General features: G+C 42.9%; 37 protein-coding genes and 1 riboswitch. Of the genes, 1 reads left to right on the top strand and 36 read right to left on the bottom strand.

Annotated elements, in window-relative coordinates; genetic code table 11:
* Positions 1-115 precede the first annotated feature (115 nt).
* From thiQ to mpl, 5 genes are all read right to left on the bottom strand, one after another.
* Entirely contained in the window at positions 116-820 is a 705-nt protein-coding gene (thiQ, locus tag AVFI_RS01340; protein ID WP_054775574.1) for a thiamine ABC transporter ATP-binding protein, read from the bottom strand.
* Positions 820-2424 carry a thiamine/thiamine pyrophosphate ABC transporter permease ThiP gene (thiP, locus tag AVFI_RS01335; protein ID WP_188863556.1) on the bottom strand — a complete coding sequence of 535 codons (1605 nt, stop codon included), beginning with the start codon at positions 2422-2424 and terminating at the stop codon, positions 820-822. The genes thiQ and thiP overlap by 1 nt, the downstream gene beginning before the upstream one ends.
* A 42-nt stretch (positions 2425-2466) precedes the next feature.
* Positions 2467-3483 (bottom strand): thiamine ABC transporter substrate binding subunit, encoded by a 1017-nt coding sequence (gene thiB, locus AVFI_RS01330; RefSeq protein WP_188863557.1) that lies wholly within the window; start codon positions 3481-3483, stop codon positions 2467-2469.
* Positions 3484-3536: 53 nt separating this feature from the next.
* A riboswitch (TPP riboswitch) is annotated at positions 3537-3649 on the bottom strand.
* 48 nt (positions 3650-3697) lie between these two features.
* The gene (locus tag AVFI_RS01325) at positions 3698-4315 is read right to left on the bottom strand and encodes a flavin prenyltransferase UbiX (RefSeq protein WP_005417280.1); all 618 of its coding nucleotides are present in this window, start codon (positions 4313-4315) and stop codon (positions 3698-3700) included.
* A 1-nt stretch (position 4316) separates the two neighbouring features.
* Positions 4317-5696 carry a UDP-N-acetylmuramate:L-alanyl-gamma-D-glutamyl-meso-diaminopimelate ligase gene (gene mpl / locus AVFI_RS01320; protein ID WP_188863558.1) on the bottom strand — a complete coding sequence of 460 codons (1380 nt, stop codon included), beginning with the start codon at positions 5694-5696 and terminating at the stop codon, positions 4317-4319.
* A 184-nt stretch (positions 5697-5880) separates the two neighbouring features.
* Between mpl and fbp the strand changes: the two genes are divergently transcribed.
* Positions 5881-6891: a class 1 fructose-bisphosphatase gene (gene fbp, locus AVFI_RS01315; RefSeq protein ID WP_012532656.1), complete on the top strand. Its 1011-nt coding sequence runs from the start codon at positions 5881-5883 to the stop codon at positions 6889-6891.
* A gap of 86 nt (positions 6892-6977) precedes the next feature.
* Here fbp and rplQ read toward each other — a convergent pair whose 3' ends face one another.
* The 31 genes from rplQ to rpsG all read right to left on the bottom strand — a co-directional run bounded on the left by rplQ (position 6978) and on the right by rpsG (position 25027).
* Entirely contained in the window at positions 6978-7358 is a 381-nt protein-coding gene (rplQ, locus tag AVFI_RS01310; protein WP_005417273.1) for a 50S ribosomal protein L17, read from the bottom strand.
* Between the two features lie 36 nt (positions 7359-7394).
* Positions 7395-8384 (bottom strand): DNA-directed RNA polymerase subunit alpha, encoded by a 990-nt coding sequence (locus AVFI_RS01305; protein ID WP_005417271.1) that lies wholly within the window; start codon positions 8382-8384, stop codon positions 7395-7397.
* 23 nt (positions 8385-8407) lie between these two features.
* Complete coding sequence (gene rpsD / locus AVFI_RS01300) at positions 8408-9028, bottom strand: 30S ribosomal protein S4 (RefSeq protein ID WP_005417269.1); 621 nt, start codon at positions 9026-9028, stop codon at positions 8408-8410.
* Positions 9029-9059: 31 nt separating this feature from the next.
* Positions 9060-9449, bottom strand: a complete 390-nt coding sequence (rpsK, locus tag AVFI_RS01295) for a 30S ribosomal protein S11 (protein ID WP_005303517.1) — start codon at positions 9447-9449, stop codon at positions 9060-9062.
* Positions 9450-9470: 21 nt separating this feature from the next.
* On the bottom strand, positions 9471-9827 hold the full coding sequence (rpsM, locus tag AVFI_RS01290) for a 30S ribosomal protein S13 (protein ID WP_005417266.1): 357 nt from the start codon (positions 9825-9827) through the stop codon (positions 9471-9473).
* Positions 9828-9976: 149 nt separating this feature from the next.
* Complete coding sequence (rpmJ, locus tag AVFI_RS01285) at positions 9977-10090, bottom strand: 50S ribosomal protein L36 (protein WP_005417265.1); 114 nt, start codon at positions 10088-10090, stop codon at positions 9977-9979.
* A 30-nt stretch (positions 10091-10120) separates the two neighbouring features.
* A complete protein-coding gene (gene secY / locus AVFI_RS01280; protein ID WP_188863559.1) occupies positions 10121-11452 on the bottom strand; it encodes a preprotein translocase subunit SecY in 1332 nt (443 codons plus the stop codon).
* Positions 11453-11472: 20 nt separating this feature from the next.
* On the bottom strand, positions 11473-11907 hold the full coding sequence (gene rplO / locus AVFI_RS01275) for a 50S ribosomal protein L15 (RefSeq protein ID WP_005417259.1): 435 nt from the start codon (positions 11905-11907) through the stop codon (positions 11473-11475).
* Positions 11908-11912: 5 nt separating this feature from the next.
* Positions 11913-12092, bottom strand: coding sequence for a 50S ribosomal protein L30 (rpmD, locus tag AVFI_RS01270; RefSeq protein ID WP_005417257.1), 180 nt, complete (start codon positions 12090-12092; stop codon positions 11913-11915).
* A 5-nt stretch (positions 12093-12097) separates the two neighbouring features.
* Positions 12098-12598, bottom strand: a complete 501-nt coding sequence (rpsE, locus tag AVFI_RS01265) for a 30S ribosomal protein S5 (RefSeq protein ID WP_005417255.1) — start codon at positions 12596-12598, stop codon at positions 12098-12100.
* Between the two features lie 14 nt (positions 12599-12612).
* On the bottom strand, positions 12613-12966 hold the full coding sequence (gene rplR, locus AVFI_RS01260; RefSeq protein WP_005417253.1) for a 50S ribosomal protein L18: 354 nt from the start codon (positions 12964-12966) through the stop codon (positions 12613-12615).
* Between the two features lie 9 nt (positions 12967-12975).
* Positions 12976-13509, bottom strand: coding sequence for a 50S ribosomal protein L6 (gene rplF / locus AVFI_RS01255; protein ID WP_005417251.1), 534 nt, complete (start codon positions 13507-13509; stop codon positions 12976-12978).
* Between the two features lie 12 nt (positions 13510-13521).
* Positions 13522-13914, bottom strand: a complete 393-nt coding sequence (rpsH, locus tag AVFI_RS01250) for a 30S ribosomal protein S8 (RefSeq protein WP_005417249.1) — start codon at positions 13912-13914, stop codon at positions 13522-13524.
* Between the two features lie 29 nt (positions 13915-13943).
* Positions 13944-14249 carry a 30S ribosomal protein S14 gene (gene rpsN / locus AVFI_RS01245; RefSeq protein WP_005417246.1) on the bottom strand — a complete coding sequence of 102 codons (306 nt, stop codon included), beginning with the start codon at positions 14247-14249 and terminating at the stop codon, positions 13944-13946.
* 17 nt (positions 14250-14266) lie between these two features.
* Positions 14267-14806: a 50S ribosomal protein L5 gene (rplE, locus tag AVFI_RS01240; RefSeq protein ID WP_005417245.1), complete on the bottom strand. Its 540-nt coding sequence runs from the start codon at positions 14804-14806 to the stop codon at positions 14267-14269.
* Positions 14807-14820: 14 nt separating this feature from the next.
* A complete protein-coding gene (rplX, locus tag AVFI_RS01235; protein WP_005417243.1) occupies positions 14821-15135 on the bottom strand; it encodes a 50S ribosomal protein L24 in 315 nt (104 codons plus the stop codon).
* A gap of 13 nt (positions 15136-15148) precedes the next feature.
* Complete coding sequence (rplN, locus tag AVFI_RS01230) at positions 15149-15520, bottom strand: 50S ribosomal protein L14 (protein ID WP_005417241.1); 372 nt, start codon at positions 15518-15520, stop codon at positions 15149-15151.
* A gap of 164 nt (positions 15521-15684) precedes the next feature.
* Positions 15685-15939 (bottom strand): 30S ribosomal protein S17, encoded by a 255-nt coding sequence (gene rpsQ / locus AVFI_RS01225; RefSeq protein ID WP_005417239.1) that lies wholly within the window; start codon positions 15937-15939, stop codon positions 15685-15687.
* A complete protein-coding gene (gene rpmC, locus AVFI_RS01220) occupies positions 15939-16130 on the bottom strand; it encodes a 50S ribosomal protein L29 (protein WP_005417238.1) in 192 nt (63 codons plus the stop codon). Before rpmC ends, rpsQ begins: the two co-directional genes overlap by 1 nt.
* Positions 16130-16540: a 50S ribosomal protein L16 gene (rplP, locus tag AVFI_RS01215; protein WP_005417237.1), complete on the bottom strand. Its 411-nt coding sequence runs from the start codon at positions 16538-16540 to the stop codon at positions 16130-16132. Before rplP ends, rpmC begins: the two co-directional genes overlap by 1 nt.
* 11 nt (positions 16541-16551) lie before the next feature.
* Entirely contained in the window at positions 16552-17250 is a 699-nt protein-coding gene (gene rpsC / locus AVFI_RS01210; RefSeq protein WP_005417236.1) for a 30S ribosomal protein S3, read from the bottom strand.
* Positions 17251-17269: 19 nt separating this feature from the next.
* Positions 17270-17602, bottom strand: a complete 333-nt coding sequence (gene rplV, locus AVFI_RS01205; protein WP_005417234.1) for a 50S ribosomal protein L22 — start codon at positions 17600-17602, stop codon at positions 17270-17272.
* Between the two features lie 10 nt (positions 17603-17612).
* Positions 17613-17891: a 30S ribosomal protein S19 gene (gene rpsS / locus AVFI_RS01200; protein WP_005417232.1), complete on the bottom strand. Its 279-nt coding sequence runs from the start codon at positions 17889-17891 to the stop codon at positions 17613-17615.
* Positions 17892-17910: 19 nt separating this feature from the next.
* A complete protein-coding gene (gene rplB / locus AVFI_RS01195; RefSeq protein WP_005417230.1) occupies positions 17911-18735 on the bottom strand; it encodes a 50S ribosomal protein L2 in 825 nt (274 codons plus the stop codon).
* 15 nt (positions 18736-18750) lie between these two features.
* Complete coding sequence (gene rplW / locus AVFI_RS01190; protein ID WP_005417228.1) at positions 18751-19053, bottom strand: 50S ribosomal protein L23; 303 nt, start codon at positions 19051-19053, stop codon at positions 18751-18753.
* Entirely contained in the window at positions 19050-19652 is a 603-nt protein-coding gene (gene rplD / locus AVFI_RS01185; protein ID WP_005417226.1) for a 50S ribosomal protein L4, read from the bottom strand. Before rplD ends, rplW begins: the two co-directional genes overlap by 4 nt.
* A gap of 17 nt (positions 19653-19669) precedes the next feature.
* Positions 19670-20299, bottom strand: a complete 630-nt coding sequence (rplC, locus tag AVFI_RS01180) for a 50S ribosomal protein L3 (RefSeq protein WP_005417224.1) — start codon at positions 20297-20299, stop codon at positions 19670-19672.
* Between the two features lie 12 nt (positions 20300-20311).
* Positions 20312-20623, bottom strand: a complete 312-nt coding sequence (rpsJ, locus tag AVFI_RS01175; RefSeq protein ID WP_005417222.1) for a 30S ribosomal protein S10 — start codon at positions 20621-20623, stop codon at positions 20312-20314.
* A 412-nt stretch (positions 20624-21035) separates the two neighbouring features.
* Entirely contained in the window at positions 21036-22220 is a 1185-nt protein-coding gene (tuf, locus tag AVFI_RS01170) for an elongation factor Tu (RefSeq protein ID WP_005417220.1), read from the bottom strand.
* 108 nt (positions 22221-22328) lie between these two features.
* Positions 22329-24425: an elongation factor G gene (gene fusA / locus AVFI_RS01165; protein WP_047863528.1), complete on the bottom strand. Its 2097-nt coding sequence runs from the start codon at positions 24423-24425 to the stop codon at positions 22329-22331.
* A gap of 131 nt (positions 24426-24556) precedes the next feature.
* Positions 24557-25027: a 30S ribosomal protein S7 gene (gene rpsG, locus AVFI_RS01160; protein ID WP_005417210.1), complete on the bottom strand. Its 471-nt coding sequence runs from the start codon at positions 25025-25027 to the stop codon at positions 24557-24559.
* Between the last annotated feature and the right edge of the window lie 73 nt (positions 25028-25100).

Genomic DNA, 25100 nt, shown 5'->3' with positions numbered 1-25100 from the left:
CCGCAAAGGTTAAGGCTCAAAAGGGCGCTAATGTTACTGTATGAGAGCACTCAGGTCACGCCAATTTACTATAAAAATGAGTGTAGTCGATTATACGCATTTTTATAAACAAAGTTTACTTTACCGCTTGTAAATATTGCGTTAATTCTGGTGGATTTTCTTGAGTAAGCAAACCAGAAATACGTCCGTGACTCAGCACTTTTTGTTGGCAAATAAAAGCATAATGAGAAGCAAGGGCTTTTGCATCTTGTAAACTGTGCGTCACCATTAAAACGGTTAATTTTTCACTCTTTATCAACGCCTGAATTAACACAATCATTTCTTCCCTTAAGATAGGGTCAAGCGCTGAAAATGGCTCATCCAATAATAAGACAGGTTTTTGCTGAACTAAACATCGGGCTAAGGCTACACGTTGCTTTTGTCCTCCAGATAACTGCTCAGGCAAACGTTGCAGCAAATCATCAACCCCAACTTGGCGAGCCGCATCATAATTCGTTTTTTTATCTTTCTCATTTAAACGTAAATTAGGCTTAATACCCAAGCCAATATTCTCAGCAACAGATAAATGAGCAAAAAGGTTATGCTCTTGAAATAACATAGATAAAGGACGTTGATGAGGAGCAAGTGAAAGCTGTGATTCGTTATTTATTGTAATATCACCACTTTCAGGTTCAATAAAACCTGCCAATAAGCTCAATAAGGTACTTTTACCAGCTCCACTAGGACCTAAAATAGCAACAACGCTTCCCTGCTCTACATTCAAATCGAACTCAAACAAATCAGTATAATATCGATATTTCACATCAGAAAAACGCAGCATTACTGTTTCCTTTTCTTTGATAAAAATAGCCATTCAACAACAACAAACACACCCACACTCAATAATAAAAGGCTCAATGAAATAACGGCTGCCGCTTCCATCTGATAACTGCCAAGCAATTGAAATAAATAGAGTGGTAGCGTTCTAAAATCTTGGCTACCAAACAAGGCAATCGCACTTAAATCACCAACAGACATAATAAAAGCAATAGAAAAAGCATGAGCAAAAGGTTTTCTTAATGCTTTCCATTCAATCACTCTAAACCGTGACAATCCGTACAATCCCAAACTTGCACACAGTAAATGATACTGCTGTGCAATATGCAACAAAGGTTGAGCTAATGTTTTTATTACGTAAGGTAATGCCATTAATGCATTGACTAAGATGACAATCCAAATAGCGATACTAAAGACATCGGTTATGTTTCTTAATAATAAAAAAAGCCCCGTACTGATCACCAACCCTGGCGTGACTAAAATCATCACACCAATCAGATCTAACTTATCTGCTAATAATCTTTTTTGTTTTAAACGTAAAGACCGAGTTGTATGTAAAAGCAGAACACCAAGAAGTAATGCAATCACAGCGGCACCAAAGGCCACAATTAAAGAGTTGATTAATGCAGACCAAAACTCCGATGATGTGATGACAACAAATAATTGTGAATTAAGCCCACTAAGGACAACCATAAATAAGGGCGGTAACATAAAAATCCCTAAAACCGTTATCCACGCCCAGTCCCACCACCTTGCTCTATTGGTATCTTGATATAAAACCACCTGTGATAACGATGCTGAATCAACAGAAACTGATTTTGAGAACCGTTGAATACACAATGATAATAATCCACATAATAACATTTGCCATAAAGCCAAAATGGCACCTGATTGCAAATCAAAATCAAACTTAATTGCTTGGTATATTGCTAACTCTATTGTTGTGGACTTAGGGCCACCACCTAGCGCCATTACGGTAGCAAAACTCGTAAAGCAAAGCATAAAGACCAACCCAGCAACATGTGGCAATTGCTGTTTTATTCTTGGCCATGCAACAAGACGATACTTACTCCACCCCATTAATCCAAGGTGTGCAGATAACTGATGTTGTTCAATGGAAATAGAATCTAATGATTGCAGTAAGAGCCGAGTTGCAAAAGGGAAATTAAAAAAAACATGAGCCAATAAAATACCATTTAGGCCATAAATCGAAAATGGCAAAGAAGATCCAAACCAAGCAAAAGCATCAGCAATTAATCCACTATTTCCATAAATAGCCAATAAACCAAAAACACCAACAAGCACAGGTAACACTAATGTGGTTGCACAGAGCTTTAGCAGTAACCCTCGACCTATAAATTGACGGCGAGATAAAGCATAGGCTGTTGGTATAGCTAAACCAACGCTGATTATTGTTGATAAAAATGCTTGATATAAACTAAATTGAGTGATGTAGCGGTAATATGGATCAGACCAAATAATACGTAAGTCTAAACTCGGTGATTCAATTAAAAGTGCACTAATTGCACCACCAACAAAGCAGAGAATAGTTGCCGCAACGATATAACCGATGAAAGGCGTAGAATTAAAGAGAGTTCGAGATTTCATGAAATAAGATAAAGGAGCACTATTGGCTCCTTATTACACCAATTAAAAAGTTAATGCATGTTGCCATTCACGAATCCAAGATTTTCGCTTTTGTGCGATATCTTCAGAGCTGAATGATAATGCTTTATTAGGAACCGTCAGTGTTTCAAATCCCTTTGGTAACTCAATTTGAGTGACTGGATACATCCAATTCCCTGTTGGCATCGCAGATTGAAACTCATCACTTAATATGAATGCTAAAAACTCATCGGCAAGTTTATTGTGCTTTGTTGATTTCACTTTTGCAGCCACCTCAACTTGAGTGTAATGGCCTTCTGAAAAATTAGCTGCTACAAATCGTTGATCATTCTCAGCAATAATATGATAAGCAGGAGATGTTGTATAAGATAAAACGAGATCCGACTCCCCCTCTAAAAACATACTATAAGCTTCTGACCAACCTTTTGTGACTGTCACTGTTTTTTTAGATAGTTGCTTCCATGCTTGAGCGGCATCGTCACCATATACGGACTTCATCCAAAGCAATAAACCTTGTCCCGGTGTTGAAGTTCGAGGATCTTGATAAATCACTTTTAAATCGTCGCGCTGTTCAACCAACTCTTTTAGACTCTTTGGAGGATTAGTTACTTTCTCTTTGTTGTAAACAAAAGCAAAATAACCAAAGTCATAAGGAATAAACGTTGTATCACTCCACCCATTAGGTAAATGTACCGAACTTGTATCTATTTGATGTTGAGCGAGTAACCCCGTTTTTTTCGCTTCCGCCATTAAGTTATTATCTAAACCCAATACAATATCAGCTTTAGCATTCTTTCCCTCAAGACGTAGACGATTCAAAATTGATACGCCATCATCTAATGCAACCAACTCTAAATTACAGCCACATTTAGCTTCAAATGCCGCTTCAACTTTAGGTCCTGGGCCCCAATCCGCTGCAAATGAATCATAAGTGTATACCGTTAGTGTTTCTGATGCGGATACAGAAAAAGAAGATATGCTTGCTAATGCAATAGCGAGAGATAGCTTTTTAACTGGAAATGAAGTTACTGTTGTTTTCATTATGCGCTCTTTCGTCCTTTTGAGCGGCACAGGCTAGAGTTGAAATACTCATAGGAGAATGTCATCTCAATTCCTACGCCAGCATTATCTGGTTCAGGTGATACGGGTTTAAATGAACATTATCCAATCTTCATTAATCTCAGCCAAAGCTCCCCGATGAGAAGTCGTATTGTAAGTGTGAATAGCTTAATGAGCCAGAGCTTTTATTGTGCAGCTATCGATGGTCATAACCCCAGCGAGGTACAAGCCCTTGCTCTACACCTAAATGATCCAAAATTCTTGCTACCATAAAATCAATTAAATCTTCAATGGATTTAGGTTGATGATAAAAACCTGGGGCCGCAGGCATAATTGTCGCCCCTATTTGCGATAACTTAAGCATATTCTCTAAATGTAATGTTGAGAATGGCGCCTCTCGAACCACAAGAATCAGCTGACCTCGTTCTTTTAAAACCACATCAGCCGCTCTTTCGATTAAATTATCAGAAATACCATGAGCAATTGAAGCAACACTACCAGCTGAACATGGGCAGACAATCATTTGTTTAGGTGCAGCAGAACCAGAAGCTACTGGAGAAAACCAGTCTTCTTTACCACAAACAGTTAGCTTATCTGCATTACAACCTAAGTGTTCAACTAATGCCGCTTTCATAGCATCAGGTCCACTTGGTAATTTCAAATCATGTTCTGTCGCCATTACAACTCTAGCAGCAGAAGAGATAAGAAAATACACGTGATAATCAGCAGCAAGTAAACACTCGAGCAAACGCAATCCATAAGGCGCTCCTGAAGCCCCTGTCATAGCTAACGTAATTGCTTTTTGCTTACTCATGTTAATCCACCATTTCTATATGTTTTACGGCATCACCTAAGCGTGAAAGCAATTTACCGTGAATACCTTCAAAGCCACCATTGCTCATTACCAAAATTTGATCGCCTGGCTGTGCTTCGTTCACTATCATATCAACGAACGCATCAATGTTATTATGCGTGTGAGCAGGTTGAGTACATTGTTGTGCAACGTCATCAACTGACCATGCGATATTATCTGGTTGATAAAGATAAACTGAATCTGCGGCATGCAATGAAGCCGCTAATGTATCTTTATGAACGCCAAGCTTCATTGTACTTGAGCGAGGTTCTAATACGGCAATAATCTTTTTATCACCGACTTTATTACGTAGACCATTTAATGTTAGATCAATAGCTGTTGGGTGATGAGCAAAGTCATCATAAACCGTCACACCATTTACTTCGCCTTTCAACTCAAGACGACGCTTAGTATTGATAAATTTACCCAAAGCTTCACAAGCTAAATCAGGGGTAACACCCACGTGGCGAGCAGAAGCAACGACCATAAGCGCGTTACTTACGTTGTGATCGCCAACTAAGTCCCAATTAACTTGCCCAACGTTTTCACCCTCAAAATATACATCAAACTGACTACCATCTTTTTGAAGTTTGATGGCTTTCCATTGACCATCTTCACCAGTGAACTCTAATTCACTCCAGCAGCCTTGTTCTAATACTTGCTCTAAAGGTTTATCTTGCTTAGGTGCAAAAATGCGACCAGTACTTGGCACCGTTCTGATTAAGTGATGGAATTGACGCTGAATCGCAGCCAAATCATCAAAAATATCGGCATGGTCAAACTCAAGGTTGTTTAATACAAGCGTACGAGGACGGTAATGAACAAACTTTGAACGCTTATCAAAAAAAGCACAGTCATATTCATCTGCTTCAACAACAAAGAACATGCTTTCACCTAAGCGAGCTGACTCACCAAAATTGCCTAATACACCGCCAACTAAGAAGCCTGGCTTATAACCACACTCTTCTAGTACCCAAGCTAACATACTTGATGTTGTTGTTTTACCGTGTGTACCAGCAACCGCCATCACCCAACGATCTTGCAGTAAAAACTCTTGTAACCACTGAGGACCAGATGTGTATTTAAGATTTTTATCTAATACATATTCAACACATGGATTTCCACGACTCATGGCATTACCAATGACGACTAAATCAGGTGCAGGGTCTAATTGGCTTGGATCAAAGCCTTCAATAATCTCAATGCCTTGAGACTCTAATAATGTGCTCATTGGTGGATAAACGTTAGCATCACAACCAGTTACTTTATGTCCGAGTTGACGTGCTAGTGTTGCAGCGCCACCCATGAATGTTCCACAAATTCCAAGGATATGAATATGCATAATAAAAACCGTCTTATATTAAATTAAGTGAGCAACTTTTATACAAAGTTACTTCAATACTCTTAAAAAGTTCTATGCTATAGAATGAATTACAGCAAACAGTAACACAACTATTATAAAAATAAATCAGTACCTGACCCGACTTCGCGTTGATATCTAATAACAGAGAATTAAAGGAATAACTATGTCTGAAATAAGAACTTTAGGTGAGTTCATTGTTGCGAAACAACATGACTTCCCTCATGCCAGTGGAGAACTCTCTTCATTAATCGGTTCCATAAAATTAGCCGCCAAAATTGTAAACCGTGAAATTAATAAAGCAGGTTTAGTTGATATCACTGGTGCCTCTGGTGAAGAGAATATTCAAGGTGAACAACAACAAAAATTAGATGTTTACGCCAACGATAAGTTTAAAGCAGCACTTGAAGCTCGTGACCAAGTGTGTGGCGTTGCTAGTGAAGAAGAAGATGAAGCGGTTGCTTTCAATAAAGAGCTCAACCAAAATGCAAAATACGTTGTGTTGATGGATCCATTGGATGGGTCTTCAAACATTGATGTGAATGTTTCTGTTGGTACTATCTTTTCTATTTACCGCCGAATTTCACCAATAGGAACACCCGCCACTGAAGAAGACTTCCTACAACCGGGACACAAACAAGTCGCTGCTGGTTACATTATTTATGGCTCATCAACCATGCTTGTTTATACAACAGGAAATGGTGTTCATGGTTTTACTTACGACCCTTCACTTGGAGTTTTCTGCTTATCCCACGAAAATATGCAAGTCCCAAAAGATGGCAACATCTATTCAATAAATGAAGGTAACTACATTCGCTTTCCTGAAGGCATTAAGCAATACCTTAAATTTTGCCAAGAAAGTAAACCTGAAGATAATCGTCCCTATACCTCTCGATATATCGGTTCTTTAGTTGCAGATTTCCATAGAAACCTTTTAAAAGGTGGTATTTATCTATACCCAAGCACTCAAGCCTACCCCAATGGAAAATTAAGATTACTTTATGAATGCAATCCTATGGCAATGTTAATTGAGGAAGCGGGTGGTAAAGCGACAGATGGTGAACAGCGTATCTTAGATATAAAACCAAGTGAACTGCATCAACGGGTGCCTTTCTTTGTTGGTTCAACAAATATGGTCGATAAGGTTCATGCGTTTTTAGATGAATGGCGAGACTAATTAATAAATTAAAACAGTAATCTATAATGTACAGATACAAAAAAACCGAGTCCTAAGACTCGGTTTTTTCTTAAAGCTTATTCTGATTACTCAGCGTCTGCTTCTACTTCTGGGCGATCTACAAGCTCAATGTATGCCATTGGAGCTTTGTCACCTGCACGGAAACCGCACTTCAGAATACGAGTGTAACCACCAGCACGTTGTGCAAAGCGTGGACCTAACTCGGTGAATAGTTTTGCTACAACTTCGTTATCACGAGTGCGAGCAAATGCTAGACGACGGTTAGCAACACTGTCAGTCTTAGCTAATGTAATCAAAGGCTCAACTACGCGACGTAGCTCTTTTGCTTTTGGCAAAGTCGTCTTGATAATTTCGTGACGAACTAATGAGCTAGCCATGTTGCTAAACATCGCTTTGCGATGGCTGCTGTTGCGGTTGAGTTGACGACCACTCTTACGATGGCGCATGACCTAATCCTTCTAACTAGATAATTAGTGAACTGATTAATCTTCAGCGATAGACGCTGGTGGCCAGTTCTCTAGGCGCATACCTAAAGAAAGTCCACGTGAAGCTAGAACATCTTTAATTTCAGTTAAAGATTTCTTACCAAGGTTTGGAGTCTTAAGTAACTCAACCTCAGTGCGCTGCACCAGATCACCAATGTAGTGAATCGCTTCTGCTTTCAAACAGTTAGCAGAGCGAACCGTTAGTTCAAGATCGTCTACAGGACGCAGTAGGATCGGATCGAACTCTGGCTTCTCTTCTTTCTCTTCAGGAACACGTACATCACGAAGATCTACGAATGCATCCAGTTGTTCAGCTAAAATTGTAGCTGCACGACGGATAGCTTCCTCAGGATCAAGCGTACCATTTGTTTCCATATCGATAACAAGTTTGTCTAAGTCAGTACGTTGCTCAACACGTGCCGCTTCAACCGCGTAAGAAATTTTATCTACTGGGCTGTAAGTTGCATCGACAAGCAGACGACCAATTGGACGCTCATCTTCTTCAGTATGGATACGAGCTGTTGATGGTACGTAGCCGCGACCACGCTCTACCTTGATTCTCATGCTGATTTCAGCATTGTCATCAGTCAAGTGGCAGATTACGTGCTCTGGGTTCGCAATCTCAACATCACCATCATGGGTGATGTCACCTGCAACAACAGGGCCTGCACCAGACTTGTTAAGAGTAATGATAACTTCATCTTTACCCTCAACCTTAACGGCTAGGCCTTTAAGGTTCAGAAGGATTTCAAGGATATCTTCCTGAACACCTTCTTTGGTGCTGTACTCGTGTAATACGCCTTCGATTTCCACTTCAGTTACGGCACAACCCGGCATTGAAGATAGTAAAATACGACGTAGAGCGTTACCTAGAGTGTGGCCGAAACCACGCTCTAACGGCTCAAGAGTTACTTTTGCATGAGTCGTGCTGACTTGTTCAATGTCAACAAGACGTGGCTTTAGAAATTCTGTTACAGAACCCTGCATTGTGTCCTCTCTTTATTTAAGCCTTACTTAGAGTAAAGCTCGACGATCAAGTGTTCGTTGATGTCGGCAGACAAATCAGAACGTTCTGGAAGACGCTTAAACGTACCTTCCATTTTGCCAGCATCTACTTCAATCCAAGTTGGTTTTTCGCGTTGTTCAGCAACTTCTAGAGCAGCTTTAATACGTGATTGCTGTTTAGCTTTTTCACGGATTGAAACAACGTCGTTAGCCGCAACTTTGAAAGAAGGAACGTTAACAACTTTACCATTAACTAGGATAGACTTATGGCTAACTAGTTGACGAGATTCAGCACGAGTTGCGCCAAAGCCCATACGGTAAACTACGTTATCTAGACGACCTTCAAGAAGCTGAAGCAGGTTTTCACCTGTGTTGCCTTTAAGGCGAGCAGCATCTTTATAGTAGTTACGGAATTGTTTTTCTAGAACGCCGTACATACGACGAACTTTTTGCTTCTCACGAAGCTGAACGCCATATTCAGATAGACGACCGCGACGAGCGCCGTGTACACCTGGAGCGTTATCAATTTTACACTTGGTATCGATCGCACGTACACCAGATTTAAGGAATAAATCTGTGCCTTCGCGACGGCTAAGCTTCAGCTTAGGACCCAAATATCTTGCCATGTTCTTTCTCCAATATTCCTAGAAACGAAACTTAAACGCGACGTTTCTTAGGTGGACGACAACCGTTATGAGGGATCGGAGTAGCATCAACGATGTTTGTGATGCGGTATCCAGCAGCGTTTAATGCACGGATAGTTGACTCACGACCAGGACCAGGGCCCTTAACCATAACTTCTAGGTTCTTAACGCCATATTCTTTGGCCATTTCACCACAACGCTCAGCAGCAACTTGTGCAGCAAACGGAGTAGATTTACGAGAACCACGGAAACCAGAACCACCTGCAGTAGCCCAAGCTAGTGCGTTACCTTGACGGTCAGTAATGGTTACGATTGTGTTGTTGAAAGAAGCATGGATGTGCGCTACGCCATCCGCTACTTGCTTGCGAACGCGCTTACGAGCGCGAGTAGGTTGTTTTGCCATTGTACTCTCTACCTTATCCGATTATTTTTTGATCGGCTTGCGCGGACCTTTACGGGTACGTGCGTTGGTTTTAGTACGCTGTCCACGTAACGGTAGACTGCGACGGTGACGAAGACCACGATAACAACCAAGGTCCATAAGACGCTTAATGTTCATCGATACTTCACGACGTAGGTCGCCTTCTACAGTGTATTTGGCAACACCATCACGCAGAATATCAATCTGCTCATCATTCAGTTCACTGATCTTAACATCTTCAGCAATACCCACTTCAGCTAGGATAGCTTGAGAGCGAGTTTTACCGATGCCGTAGATCGCTGTTAAAGCGATTACAGCGTGTTTATGATCAGGAATGTTAATGCCTGCTATACGGGCCACTATTCACTCCTAGTACTTTTTCTTAAGAAGAGCCGCAACAAAGCCCGTTGAGGATACGTTGCGACTATAACTACTTCTTTTGCACACAAAAGGTAGGCCGAGAATAATACTCGGCCTAACTTAATATATCAAGTAAAAATTTCTGCTAATTAACCTTGGCGTTGCTTATGCTTTGGTTCAACGCAAATTACACGCACAACACCGTTGCGCTTAATAACTTTACAGTTGCGGCAGATTTTTTTAACGGAAGCACGAACTTTCATTGCTAAACTCCGTAAAATTGGAATCTGAAATTAACGGCCGTAGCCTTTCAGATTAGCCTTCTTCAACACGGACTCATACTGTTGAGACATCAGATGAGTCTGAACCTGTGCCATAAAGTCCATGATAACAACAACTACGATTAGTAGGGAAGTACCGCCAAAATAGAAGCGTACGTTCCAAGCGATCATCATAAACTCGGGAATCAGACAGATAAAGGTAATGTACATCGCACCAACTAAGGTTAGACGTGTCATAACTTTATCAATATATTTCGTAGTCTGTTCACCTGGGCGGATTCCGGGTACGAATGCACCAGACTTCTTCAAGTTATCAGCTGTTTCACGCGGGTTAAACACCAACGCAGTATAGAAGAAACAGAAGAAGATAATTGCTGCTGCATAAAGCATTACGTATAACGGTTGACCTGGACTTAATGCCATTGAAACATCAGTTAACCAACCGAATGTTCCTTCACCGTTACCACCAAACCACTGAGCCAATGTCCCAGGGAATAGTATAATACTTGATGCAAAAATTGCAGGAATCACACCAGCCATATTAATTTTAAGTGGCAAGTGAGTACTTTGAGCTGCAAATACCTTACGGCCTTGCTGACGTTTCGCATAGTTAACGACGATACGACGTTGACCACGCTCCATGAACACTACAAAGTAGATAACTGCAAATGAGATCACTGCAATTAGTAATAGAAGAAGCACGTGCAGTTCACCTTGACGCGCCTGCTGGATCGTTTCACCGATAGCTGGTGGTAAACCTGCAACGATACCTGTGAAAATAATCAAAGATATACCGTTACCGATGCCACGCTCAGTAATTTGTTCACCTAACCACATTAAGAACATGGTACCAGTTACTAAACTTACTGTAGCTGTCAGATAGAACATCATGTCAGGGTTAGCAACTAACCCTGGAATCATGCTTGGTAGACCGGTTGCAATACCAATTGCTTGGAATGTAGCCAGCACCAAAGTGCCATAACGTGTGTACTGATTAATCTTACGACGACCAGACTCACCTTCTTTTTTCAATTCAGCTAGAGGTGGATGAACAACTGTTAACAGTTGAACAACGATAGATGCCGAAATATACGGCATAATACCTAGAGCTAGAATTGAGGCACGCGACAGTGCACCACCAGAGAACATGTTAAACAGTTCAATGATGGTACCCTGCTGCTGTTCGAAAAGATCAGCAAGGACAGCAGCGTCAATCCCAGGAATTGGCACAAATGAGCCTGCTCGGAACACTAAAAGCGCACCTATAACAAATAACAGACGCGATTTCAGTTCAGCTAGGCCGCTCTGAGCACTATTTACTTCTTTTCCTGGTTTCTTTGCCATTGTACCTCATCCTTCGAGGATTATTCCTCGATCTTACCGCCTGCAGCTTCGATCGCAGCTTTAGCGCCTTTCGTTACGCGTAGACCTTTAACAGTTACAGCAGTAGCGATTTCACCAGAAAGTACAACTTTCGCGAACTCAATGTTCTTAGTGATTACGTTAGCAGCTTTAAGGCTGTTTAGATCGATTACGTTACCTTCAACTTTAGCAAGTTCGCTTAGACGAACTTCTGCAGTTACTAGGCTCTTACGTGAAGTAAAGCCAAATTTAGGTAGACGTTGTTTTAGAGGCATTTGACCGCCTTCAAAACCAGCGCGAACTTTACCGCCAGAACGTGATTTTTGGCCTTTGTGACCACGGCCACCAGTTTTACCTAGGCCAGAACCGATACCACGACCTACACGCTTCTTAGAAGGTTTAGAGCCAGCAGCCGGTGATAGAGTATTCAAACGCATTCTGATTACTCCTCAACTTTAACCATGTAGTAAACTTTGTTGATCATGCCGCGAGTACACGGTGTATCTTCAACTTCTACTGTATGGTTGATGCGACGAAGACCTAGACCTTTAAGGCACAAGATGTGCTTAGGTAGGCGACCGATTGAGCTTTTAGTCTGAGTTACTTTGATAGTTTTAGACATGGTTCTTACTCCGAAATAGATTCAACAGTTAGACCACGCTTAGCAGCTACCATCTCAGGTGACTTAACGCTACTTAGACCAGCGATCGTTGCGCGAACAACGTTGATTGGGTTAGTAGAGCCGTAAGCTTTAGCTAGTACGTTGCGGACACCCACAACTTCTAGTACTGCACGCATCGCACCACCAGCGATGATACCAGTACCTTCTGCAGCTGGTTGCATGTACACTTTAGAACCAGTGTGGCGACCTTTAACAGCGTGGTGAAGAGTACCTTCGTTAAGTGCAATCGTAAACATGTTACGACGTGCTTTTTCCATTGATTTTTGAATCGCAGCAGGTACTTCACGAGCTTTGCCGTAACCGAAACCTACGCGACCGTTACCGTCACCAACAACTGTTAGTGCAGTAAAACTAAAGATTCGACCACCTTTAACCGTTTTAGAAACACGGTTAACAGCAATTAGCTTTTCGTTCAAATCTGTAGCTTGTTGTTGTTCTTTAGCCATCTTCCAACCCTACCTTAGAATTTCAGACCAGCTTCGCGAGCAGATTCTGCTAGCGCCGCTACTCGGCCGTGGTATTGGAAACCAGAACGATCGAAAGCAACATTAGTAATGCCTTTTTCGATAGCGCGCTCAGCAATTAGTTTACCAATTGCTTCAGCAGCAGCTTTGTTGCTAGTGTTTCCAAGTTGCTCACGGATTGCCTTTTCTACAGTAGAAGCGGCAGCGATAACCTCTGAGCCGTTTGGTGCGATTACCTGAGCGTACGTATGACGCGGAGTACGGTGTACTACAAGGCGAGTTGCACACAGTTCAGCGATCTTACGACGTGCACGTGTAGCACGACGGATGCGAGATGCTTTCTTATCCATAGTGATACCCTACTTCTTCTTAGCTTCTTTAGTACGCACGATTTCATCGGCGTAACGAACACCTTTACCTTTGTAAGGTTCAGGCTGACGGTATGAACGAAGGTCCGCAGCAACTTGACCAACTAATTGCTTATCACAACCAGTTACAACGATCTCAGTTTGAGTTGGACACTCAGCTTTAATACCTTCTGGTAGAGCGTGCTCTACTGGGTGTGAGAAGCCAAGAGTTAGGCCTACAGCGTTGCCTTTCATAGCAGCACGGTAACCTACACCTTTAAGAATTAGCTTCTTAGTAAAGCCTTCATTTACACCGATAACCATATTGTTTACTAGTGCACGAGCTGTACCAGCTTGAGCCCAAGCATTGGTAACGCCTTCGCGTGGACCAAATACAATAGTGTTATCTTCTTGTGAAACAACTACAGCGTCGTTAAGAACGCGAGTTAGTTCACCTTTACCACCTTTGATAGTGATTTCCTGGCCGTTCAGTTTCACTTCTACGCCAGCAGGAATTACTACAGGTGCTTTAGCAACACGAGACATATCCTACTCCTATTAAGCTACGTAGCAGATGATTTCGCCACCAAGACCAGCTTTACGCGCAGCGCGGTCAGACATAAGGCCTTTTGATGTAGAAACAACAGCAATACCAAGACCACCCATTACAGATGGTAACGCGTCGTTCTTCTTGTAAACACGAAGACCTGGACGAGAAACACGTTGGATTTGCTCGATAACTGGTTTAGCTTGGAAATACTTTAAAGTGATTTCTAGCTCAGGTTTGATGTCGCCTTCAACAGCGAAATCAGCGATGTAGCCTTCAGCTTTAAGTAGTGCAGCGATTGCAACTTTAAGCTTTGAAGAAGGCATTTTAACAGCAACTTTGTTTGCTGATTGACCGTTGCGAACGCGGGTCAGCATATCCGAAATCGGATCTTGCATGCTCATAAGATTTACTCCAAATGATTAAGTGGCAATTACCAGCTAGCCTTACGAAGACCCGGAATCTCGCCTTTCATGCAAGCTTCACGAACCTTAATACGGCTTAAACCGAACTTACGTAGGTAACCGTGTGGACGACCAGTTTGGTTGCAACGATTACGCTGACGAGATGCACTTGAATCACGAGGTAGAGCTTGCAGTTTAAGAACTGCATCCCAACGCTCTTCTTCAGAAGCATTTACATCGCTAATTAGAACTTTTAACGCAGCGCGCTTTTCAGCGAACTTAGCTACAAGTTTCGCACGTTTAGCTTCACGTGCTTTCATTGATTGTTTAGCCATAACAGTAACCCTTCACCTTACTTACGGAATGGGAAGTTAAAGGCAGCCAGCAGAGCTCGGCCTTCCGCATCTGTATTCGCAGACGTCGTGATAGTAATATCAAGACCGCGTACACGATCAACTTTATCATAGTCGATCTCAGGGAAGATGATTTGCTCGCGAACGCCCATGCTGTAGTTACCGCGACCGTCAAAAGACTTCGCGCTAACACCACGGAAATCACGTACTCGTGGAAGTGCAATAGAGATTAAACGCTCTAAGAATTCCCACATACGTTCGCCACGCAGGGTTACTTTACAACCGATTGGGTAGCCTTCACGGATTTTGAAACCAGCTACAGATTTACGCGCTTTAGTAATCAATGGTTTTTGACCAGAGATAATTGCCATATCGGCAGCTGCGTTTTCTAGTAGTTTCTTATCGTTGATTGCTTCACCAACACCCATGTTTAGGGTGATCTTTTCAACCCTAGGGACTTGCATGACGCTTGTGTAGCTGAACTCTTTGGTAAGCTCAGCGACTACAGACGACTTGTAGTAATCATGCAGTTTCGCCATAGTAGAACTCCAAATTACTTAATTGTTTCACCGTTAGATTTGAAGAAACGCACTTTTTTGCCTTCTTCAAAACGGAAACCGATACGGTCCGCTTTACCAGTTGCTTCGTTGTAGATTGCGATGTTAGAAGCATCAATAGCTGCTTCTTTCTCAACAATACCGCCTTGTTGACCAAGAGCCGGTACAGGCTTTTGGTGCTTCTTAACAAGGTTGATACCTTCAACGATAACTTTACCAGTTTCAAGAACCTTAGTTACTTTACCTTTCTTGCCTTTATCTTTACCGACAAGAACGATTACTTCGTCATTACGACGGATTTTAGCTGCCATTTTGTGCCGCTCCTTACAGAACTTCTGGTGCTAGTGAAACGATTTTCATGAATTTCGCATTACGAAGTTCACGAGTCACTGGACCAAAGATACGTGTACCGACTGGTTGCTCAGTAGTGTCATTCAACAATACGCAAGCATTACGGTCGAAGCGAATGATAGAACCGTCTGGGCGACGAACGCCTTTACGGGTGCGCACTACTACCGCCTTCAGAACATCACCTTTTTTAACTTTACCGCGAGGAATTGCTTCCTTAACAGTAACTTTGATGATATCTCCGATATGTGCATAACGGCGGTGAGAGCCACCCAGAACCTTAATACACATTACCTTGCGCGCACCAGAGTTATCTGCAGCGTCAAGTGTACTTTGCATTTGGATCATTGTTAGTGCTCCGCTAAATATTTAAAACTAGACCCATCACGGGTCGGGCTGCCTCTTTAAAAGGGATGGGGATTGTATCACCATTTTTTAAATAAAGGTAGTCAAAAAATAAACGGCCCCAAAAAAAATTCGGAGCCGCTTAAAGTCGCTATAGAATCAACAAATTAAGCTTTTGCTTTTTCTACAATGTTTACCAATGTCCAAGACTTAGTCTTAGATAGTGGACGACATTCACGAATCTCAACTGTGTCGCCTAGGCCACATTCGTTGTTTTCATCATGTGCGTGAAGCTTAGTCGTGCGCTTGATGTATTTACCGTAGATCGGGTGTTTCACCATGCGTTCAATAGCAACAACAATAGACTTGTCCATTTTGTCGCTAATTACACGACCTTGCATAGTACGAATTTTCTCGCTCATTATGCGCCAGCCTTCTCATTCAGTAAAGTTTTAACACGTGCGATATCACGACGTACAGCTTTCAGAGTGTGAGTTTGCTGTAGTTGACCAGTCGCAGCTTGCATGCGCAAGTTGAACTGTTCACGTAGCAAATTCAGAAGCTCTTCATTTAGCTCTTCAACGTTTTTCTCGCGTAGATCTTGTGCTTTCATCACATCACCTGCTTAGTTACAAAAGTAGTTTTGATAGGCAGTTTACGTGCCGCTAGGCGGAACGCTTCACGTGCCAACTCTTCAGGTACGCCGTTCATTTCGTACATAACCTTTCCAGGTTGGATTTGGGCTACCCAGTACTCAACGTTACCTTTACCCTTACCTTGACGAACTTCAAGCGGTTTTTCTGTGATAGGTTTGTCTGGGAACACACGGATCCAGATTTGACCTTGACGCTTAATGTGACGCGTCATAGCACGACGAGCCGCTTCAATCTGACGAGCAGTTAGACGACCACGGCCTACAGCTTTAAGACCGAAGTCGCCGAAGCTTACTTCAGTACCTTTAGCAAGACCACGGTTACGACCAGTCATAACCTTACGGAACTTAGTACGTTTTGGTTGTAGCATCAGTCGGCTCCTTACTTACGGCTTCTGCGCTGCTTCTTAGGCTTGTCAGCCTTAGGCTCTACTGCGTTAGCAGCTGGCATACCGCCTAGAACTTCACCTTTGAAGATCCAAACTTTAACGCCGATCACACCGTATTGAGTGTGAGCCGAAGAAGTTGCGTAATCAATGTCAGCACGTAGAGTATGTAGAGGCACACGACCTTCACGGTACCACTCAGAACGTGCAATTTCAGCGCCGCCTAGACGACCGCTTACTTCCACTTTGATGCCTTTAGCGCCAAGACGCATTGCATTTTGTACAGCACGCTTCATAGCACGACGGAACATAACACGACGCTCAAGTTGAGACGCGATGCTATCAGCAACTAGCTGACCGTCAAGCTCAGGTTTACGTACTTCAGCAATGTTAATTTGCGCTGGAACACCTGCGATTTTTGCTACGCCTGCGCGTAGTTTCTCTACGTCTTCACCTTTCTTACCGATTACAACGCCTGGACGAGCAGTGTGAATAGTCACACGGATGCTCTTAGCAGGACGCTCGATAACGATGCGTGATAGAGATGCTTTTTTCAGTTCTTTAGTAAGATACTGACGTACCTTGAAGTCGCCGTCTAGGTTGTCAGCGAACTCTTGGCTACTAGCAAACCATGTAGCATTCCAAGGCTTAACGATGCCAAGACGAATACCATTAGGATGTACTTTTTGACCCATTTGCTTAATCTCCTAGTCTTTAACGATCAGCTACAACGATAGTGATGTGGCTTGAACGCTTCAAGATGCGATCTGCACGACCTTTAGCACGAGGCATAATACGCTTCATGATAGGGCCTTCATCTACGAAGATTTTAGCGACATTTAGATCGTCGATATCTGCACCTTCGTTGTGTTCAGCGTTTGCGATTGCAGACTCAAGAACTTTCTTCACTAATACAGCAGCTTTTTTGTTGCTGAAAGTTAGGATTTCTAGAGCTTGGTCTACAGATTTACCACGTACTTGGTCCGCAACTAGGCGAGCTTTCTGTGGTGAAATACCGGCAAAACGATGTTTAGCAATAGCTTCCATATTCTACCTCTTAACGCTTTTTCGCTTTCTTATCAGCAGCGTGGCCGCGATAAGTACGTGTAGGTGCAAATTCGCCCAACTTGTGACCGATCATGTCTTCTGTTACGAAAACTGGTACATGTTGGCGACCATTATGGACAGCGATGGTCAAGTTGATCATTGTTGGAATGATCATTGAACGACGGGACCAAGTCTTAACAGGCTTTTTGTCTCCGCTTTCCACCGCTTTCTCTACCTTCTTCAGCAAGTGTAGGTCAATAAAAGGACCTTTCTTGAGAGAACGTGGCATGGCGATTCCTCTTTATAGATTATTTGTTACGACGACGTACAATGTACTTGTCAGTAGATTTGTTCTTACGAGTCTTGAAGCCTTTAGTTGGCATACCCCATGGTGATACTGGGTGACGACCGCCTGATGTACGACCTTCACCACCACCGTGTGGGTGATCAACTGGGTTCATTGCAACACCGCGAACTGTTGGACGAACACCGCGCCAGCGTGTAGCACCAGCTTTACCTAGCTCACGTAGCATGTGTTCAGAGTTACCAACTTCACCGATAGTCGCACGACCTTCAGAAAGAACTTTACGCATCTCACCAGAACGTAGACGTAATGTAACGTAAGCGCCATCACGTGCAATGATCTGTGCATAAGCACCAGCAGAACGTGCGATTTGCGCGCCCTTACCAGGTTTTAATTCAACACAGTGAACAGTAGAACCTACTGGGATGTTGCGCAATGGTAAGCAGTTACCTGCTTTGATTGGCGCATCAACACCTGATTGTACTGTATCGCCAGCTTGAATGCCTTTTGGTGCGATAATGTAACGACGCTCACCGTCTGCGAACAGAACTAGTGCAATGTTTGCACTACGGTTTGGATCGTATTCTAAACGTTCAACAACAGCTGGAATGCCATCTTTTGTACGTTTAAAGTCAATTAGACGGTAGTGTTGCTTGTGACCACCACCAACGTGACGTACTGTGATACGACCGTTATTGTTACGACCACCGTTCTTAGAGTTTTTCTCTAGAAGTGGTGCGTATGGTTTACCCTTGTGTAGGTCAGCGTTAACGATTTTAACAACGTGACGACGACCAGGGGAAGTCGGCTTACATTTAACAATAGCCATTTTTAACTACTCCTGTTATTCCGCGCCGCCAACGAAGTCTAAGTCTTGACCTTCTTTCAAGATTACGTACGCTTTTTTCACGTCAGAACGACGGCCTTGGCGTAAACCTTGACGTTTAGTTTTACCCTTAGTGATAAGAGTATTTACAGACTTAACTTCAACTTCAAACAACTTTTCTACAGCTGCTTTAATCTCTTTTTTAGTTGCATTAATTGCTACTTTGAAAACAATAGTGTTATTGCCTTCAGCAGCCATTGTTGCTTTTTCAGAGATTAGTGGGCCACGTAGAACTTTTAGTAGACGCTCTTCATTGATCATGCCAGCATCTCCTCAACTTGCTTAACTGCAGCTGCAGTCATTAGAACCTTGTCGAATGCAACTAGAGATACTGGATCAATACCAGCAACGTCACGTGCGTCAACTTTGTATAGGTTACGAGCAGCTAAGAATAGATTCTCGTCTACTTCGCCAGTTACGATAAGAACATCGTTAAGCTCAAGCTCTTTAAGCTTAGCAACTAGCTCTTTAGTTTTTGGTGCTTCAACTGAGAAGTTGTCTACAACGATCAGACGATCTTGACGAACTAACTCAGAAAGAATGCTCTTAAGAGCACCACGGTACATTTTTTTGTTTACTTTTTGGCTGTGATCTTGTGGTTTCGCAGCAAAAGTAACACCACCTGTACGCCAGATTGGGCTACGAATAGTACCCGCACGAGCTCGGCCTGTACCTTTTTGACGCCATGGCTTAGCGCCACCGCCAGATACTTCTGAACGTGTTTTTTGAGCACGAGTGCCTTGACGAGCACCTGCTGCATATGCAACAACTACTTGGTGTACAAGAGCTTCGTTAAACTCACGTCCGAAAGTAGTTTCGGAAACAGTTAGTGCATCAGCACCTTTAACCATTAATTCCATTACTTACTCCTAAGACGTTATGCTTTAACAGCTGGTTTAACGATCACGTTGCCACCTGTTGAGCCTGGTACTGCACCTTTAATAAGAAGCAGATTGCGCTCAGCGTCAACACGTACGATCTCTAGGTTTTGAGTCGTAACACGCTCAGCACCCATGTGACCTGCCATTTTTTTGCCTTTGAATACGCGACCTGGAGTTTGACATTGGCCAATTGAACCCGGTGCACGGTGAGACAAAGAGTTACCGTGAGTCATATCTTGAGTACGGAAGTTCCAACGCTTAACAGCGCCTTGGAAGCCCTTACCTTTAGATGTACCAGTAACGTCTACTTTTTTGATTTCGTTGAAAACTTCAACAGTTAGCTCAGCGCCTACTGCGAATTCTTCACCGTTTTCTAAACGGAATTCCCAAAGACCACGACCTGCTTCAACACCTGCTTTCGCAAAGTGACCAGCTTCAGGTTTAGATACGCGGTTAGCTTTCTTAGAACCACAAGTAACTTGGATTGCATTGTAGCCATCAGTTTCAACAGTTTTCACTTGAGAAACACGGTTAGCTTCAACTTCAACAACAGTTACTGGGATAGAAACGCCTTCTTCGGTAAAGATGCGGGTCATGCCCACTTTACGACCGACTAGACCAATCATAATAATCTCCCCTTAACCTAGGCTAATTTGAACATCAACGCCAGCAGCAAGGTCTAAACGCATTAGTGCGTCAACAGTTTTATCTGTTGGCTCAACAATGTCGATTAAACGCTTGTGAGTACGGATTTCGTACTGGTCACGTGCGTCTTTGTTAACGTGAGGAGAAGTAAGAACAGTAAAACGCTCTTTACGAGTAGGTAGTGGAATAGGACCACGAACCTGAGCGCCAGTGCGCTTAGCTGTTTCAACGATCTCCGCTGTAGACTGATCGATTAGTTTATAATCGAATGCCTTTAGGCGGATACGAATACGTTGGTTCTGCATGAGACAGAGCTCCAATAATAAATACACAAACAATATCGCCACTCAATCCCGTAAGAACGAGAGAATGCCGATTGATTTATGTGAAACCATAGGTCCAAAATTAGGACACATTGTCAGTTAACTTATATTAGAAATTAATCTAAAAGTTTAAGTTCTAATAATATTAACCGCGAACATAAGCTGAGTATACATTCTAAGTAACTTACCCTACTCTGTAGGAATAAGCACTTTCCTCGCTGCTCATTGGTTCACAACTGGCTTAACCAGTGCGATGCATTATACAGATCACACTTTCAGTTGCAAGCATTGTTTGAAAAACAAACGAAAAAAATCATCTTTTCTTACAAGCAACAAAAAAGGAAGCCGAAGCTTCCTTTTTTAGTCATGCGGTATATCGCAAAATCTTTAGCTATTAAGCGAAGATTTTAGCAACAACACCAGCACCAACTGTACGGCCACCTTCACGGATCGCGAAGCGTAGACCTTCGTCCATTGCGATTGGAGCGATTAGCTCAACCGTCATTTGAACGTTGTCACCTGGCATTACCATTTCTACGCCTTCAGGTAGAGTGATGTCGCCTGTTACGTCAGTTGTACGGAAGTAGAACTGTGGACGGTAACCTTTGAAGAAAGGAGTGTGACGGCCGCCTTCATCTTTAGAAAGAACGTACACTTCTGACTCAAATTTAGTGTGTGGGTTGATTGAACCTTTAGCAGCAAGTACTTGGCCACGTTCAACGTCATCACGCTTAGTACCACGTAGTAGTGCACCAACGTTCTCACCTGCACGACCTTCGTCAAGCAGTTTACGGAACATTTCAACACCTGTACAAGTAGTCATTGTTGTTTCTTTGATACCAACGATTTCTACTTCGTCACCTACGCGTAGGATACCGCGCTCGATACGACCAGTTACAACTGTACCACGACCTTGGATTGAGAATACATCTTCAATTGGTAGTAGGAACGGTTGGTCAACAGCACGCTCTGGTTCTGGGATGTAAGAATCTAGTGCTTCTGCAAGCTCAACGATCTTGTCTTCCCACTCTTTTTCGCCGTTTAGAGCGCCAAGAGCTGAACCTTGAATTACTGGTAGATCATCACCTGGGAAGTCGTACTCAGAAAGAAGTTCACGAACTTCCATTTCAACTAGTTCTAGAAGCTCTTCATCATCAACCATGTCACATTTGTTCATGAATACGATGATGTAAGGGATACCAACTTGACGACCAAGTAGGATGTGCTCACGAGTTTGTGGCATTGGACCATCTGTTGCAGCAACAACTAGGATACCACCATCCATTTGAGCAGCACCAGTGATCATGTTTTTAACATAATCGGCGTGTCCAGGACAGTCAACGTGTGCGTAGTGACGTGCAGGAGTATCGTACTCAACGTGAGAAGTTGAGATTGTGATACCACGCTCGCGCTCTTCAGGAGCGTTATCGATTGATGCGAAATCTTTAGCTACACCGCCGTAGATTTTTGCAAGTGTAGTACAGATAGCAGCTGTTAGAGTTGTTTTACCGTGGTCAACGTGGCCGATAGTACCAACGTTTACGTGCGGTTTCGTACGTTCAAATTTTTCTTTAGACACGATCGTGTTCCTTCCTAGTTATGATTCGCCTTATCGAACAGTGATAAGGCGCGCCAGAATTTGCTATTTTATGCGTCAATTGCTCTTGACGCAAGGGTATTGAGTATATTATCCACGCTCAGCGATGATTCTGTCGGCAATATTCTTAGAAACTTCACCATATTCGGCGAATTCCATAGAATAAGACGCACGACCTTGAGTCGCAGAACGTAGAGATGTTGCATAACCAAACATTTCTGAAAGCGGAACTTGTGCACGGATAATTTTCAATCCAGCAACACCATCGTCCATACCTTCAATCATGCCGCGGCGACGGTTTAAGTCACCAACAACATCACCCATCCAGTCTTCTGGAGTGGTTACTTCAACTTTCATCATTGGCTCAAGAATAACAGGTTGCGCTTCTAGTGCACCTTTCTTGAATGCCATTGAACCCGCGATCTTGAACGCCATTTCACTGGAGTCAACATCGTGGTATGAGCCATCAAATAGCGTAGCTTTAACGTCAAGTACAGGATAACCTGCCAACACGCCGTTATGCATTTGCTCTTCGATACCTTTAGCTACTGAGCTGATGTATTCACGAGGAACAGCACCACCTACAATTTCGTCAACAAAAACGAAACCAGCATCTGGTTCTGATGGTTCGATTTTTAGCCATACGTGACCGTATTGACCGCGACCACCAGATTGACGTACGAATTTGCCTTCAACTTCCGTAGTACCACGGATAGTTTCACGGTATGCCACTTGAGGCTTACCTACGTTACATTCAACACTGAACTCACGCTTCATACGATCAACGATAATATCTAAGTGTAGCTCACCCATGCCAGAAATCAGTGTTTGACCTGATTCTTCATCAGTTTCTACACGGAAAGATGGATCTTCTGCCGCTAGTTTACCTAGTGCGATACCCATTTTCTCTTGGTCAGCTTGTGTTCTTGGTTCTACAGCGATCTGAATAACAGGTTCTGGGAATTCCATACGCTCAAGAATTACTTTTGCGTTTTGGTCACACAGAGTATCACCTGTTGTTACGTCTTTAAGGCCGATTGCAGCAGCAATATCACCAGCACGTACTTCTTTCACTTCTTCACGCTTGTTAGCATGAAGTTGAACGATACGTCCAAAACGTTCACGCTTTTGTTTCACTGAGTTATATACTGCGTCACCTGTGTTAACCACACCAGAGTAAACACGCATAAAGGTCAATGAACCAACAAATGGGTCTGTTGCAATTTTAAATGCAAGTGCAGCAAACGGTTCGTTGTCGTCTGCATGACGCTCAACTTCGTTATCATTTTCATCCACACCTTTGATCGCAGGAACGTCAACTGGTGCAGGTAAGAATTCGATAACAGCATCAAGTACAGCTTGAACACCTTTGTTTTTAAACGCTGAACCACAAGTAGCCAGTACGATTTCGTTATTTAATGTACGAGTACGTAGTGCTTCTTTGATTTCTGCTTCAGACAGTTCTTCACCTTCAAGGTATTTGTCCATCAGCTCTTCAGACGCTTCTGCTGCTGCTTCAACTAGGTTTTGACGCCATTCTTCAGCAAGCTCTTGCATATCAGCTGGAATTTCTTCGTATGTGAAGGTCATGCCTTGGTCGGCTTCATTCCAGTTGATTCGTTTCATCTTGATAAGGTCAACAACACCACTAAAGTCCTCTTCAGCACCAATGTTTAATTGGATTGGAACAGGAGTAGCACCAAGACGATTTTTAATTTGATCTACAACACGTAAGAAATCTGCACCAGCACGGTCCATTTTATTAACGAACACGATACGTGGAACACCGTATTTATCAGCTTGACGCCATACAGTTTCAGATTGAGGTTCAACACCAGACGAGCCACAGAACACAACAACTGCACCATCAAGTACACGCAAAGAACGTTCCACTTCGATTGTGAAGTCAACGTGTCCAGGAGTATCGATGATATTAATACGGTGATCTTGGAATTGCGCATCCATACCACGCCAGAATGTGGTAGTTGCCGCTGAGGTAATTGTGATACCACGCTCTTGCTCTTGCTCCATCCAGTCCATGGTTGCTGCACCATCGTGAACTTCGCCGATTTTGTGAGAAAGGCCAGTATAGAACAGAATACGCTCAGTAGTAGTAGTTTTACCTGCATCTACGTGAGCACAGATACCGATATTACGGTAGCGCTCAATAGGTGTATTTCGAGCCACGGTTGTATCCTCTTATCTTAGGGATTATTGCTATTACCCAACGCTTATGCATTGAAATAGCGATAATGGCTAAGTGTTTTACTAAATAGGGGAAAAAGTAAGGTGCAGCAAGGACTGCTGCACCTTCGGTATTACCAGCGGTAATGAGCGAATGCTTTGTTAGCATCAGCCATACGGTGAACGTCTTCACGTTTCTTAACCGCAGTACCTTTGTTCTCAGACGCGTCTAACATTTCGTTAGCAAGACGTTGAGCCATAGATTTTTCACCACGCTTACGCGCAGCTTCAACCATCCAACGCATAGCAAGTGCGTTACGGCGAACCGGACGTACTTCTACAGGCACTTGGTAAGTTGAACCACCCACACGGCGAGATTTAACTTCTACCGCAGGACGAACATTTTCAAGAGCTTCTTCAAATACAGCTAAGTGGTCTTTACCAGACTTCTCAGCCATAAGATCTAGTGCACCGTAAACGATTTTTTCAGCAGTTGATTTCTTACCGTCAACCATTACGATGTTTACAAATTTTGCCAGCAGCTCAGATTTGAACTTAGGATCTGGAAGGATCTTACGCTGACCAATTACGCGACGACGTGGCATGGAATATCTCCGTTGTTGTCTTCAGGTTATCCAAAACTTTTCAGTTTCTTCAAATTACAAATATTTAGTGTTT

This window comes from Aliivibrio fischeri ATCC 7744 = JCM 18803 = DSM 507, from assembly GCF_023983475.1.
GTDB lineage: Bacteria > Pseudomonadota > Gammaproteobacteria > Enterobacterales > Vibrionaceae > Aliivibrio > Aliivibrio fischeri.
The sequence above is the reverse complement of the archived record's forward strand: the minus strand, read 5'-3'. Positions and strand labels throughout refer to the sequence as shown.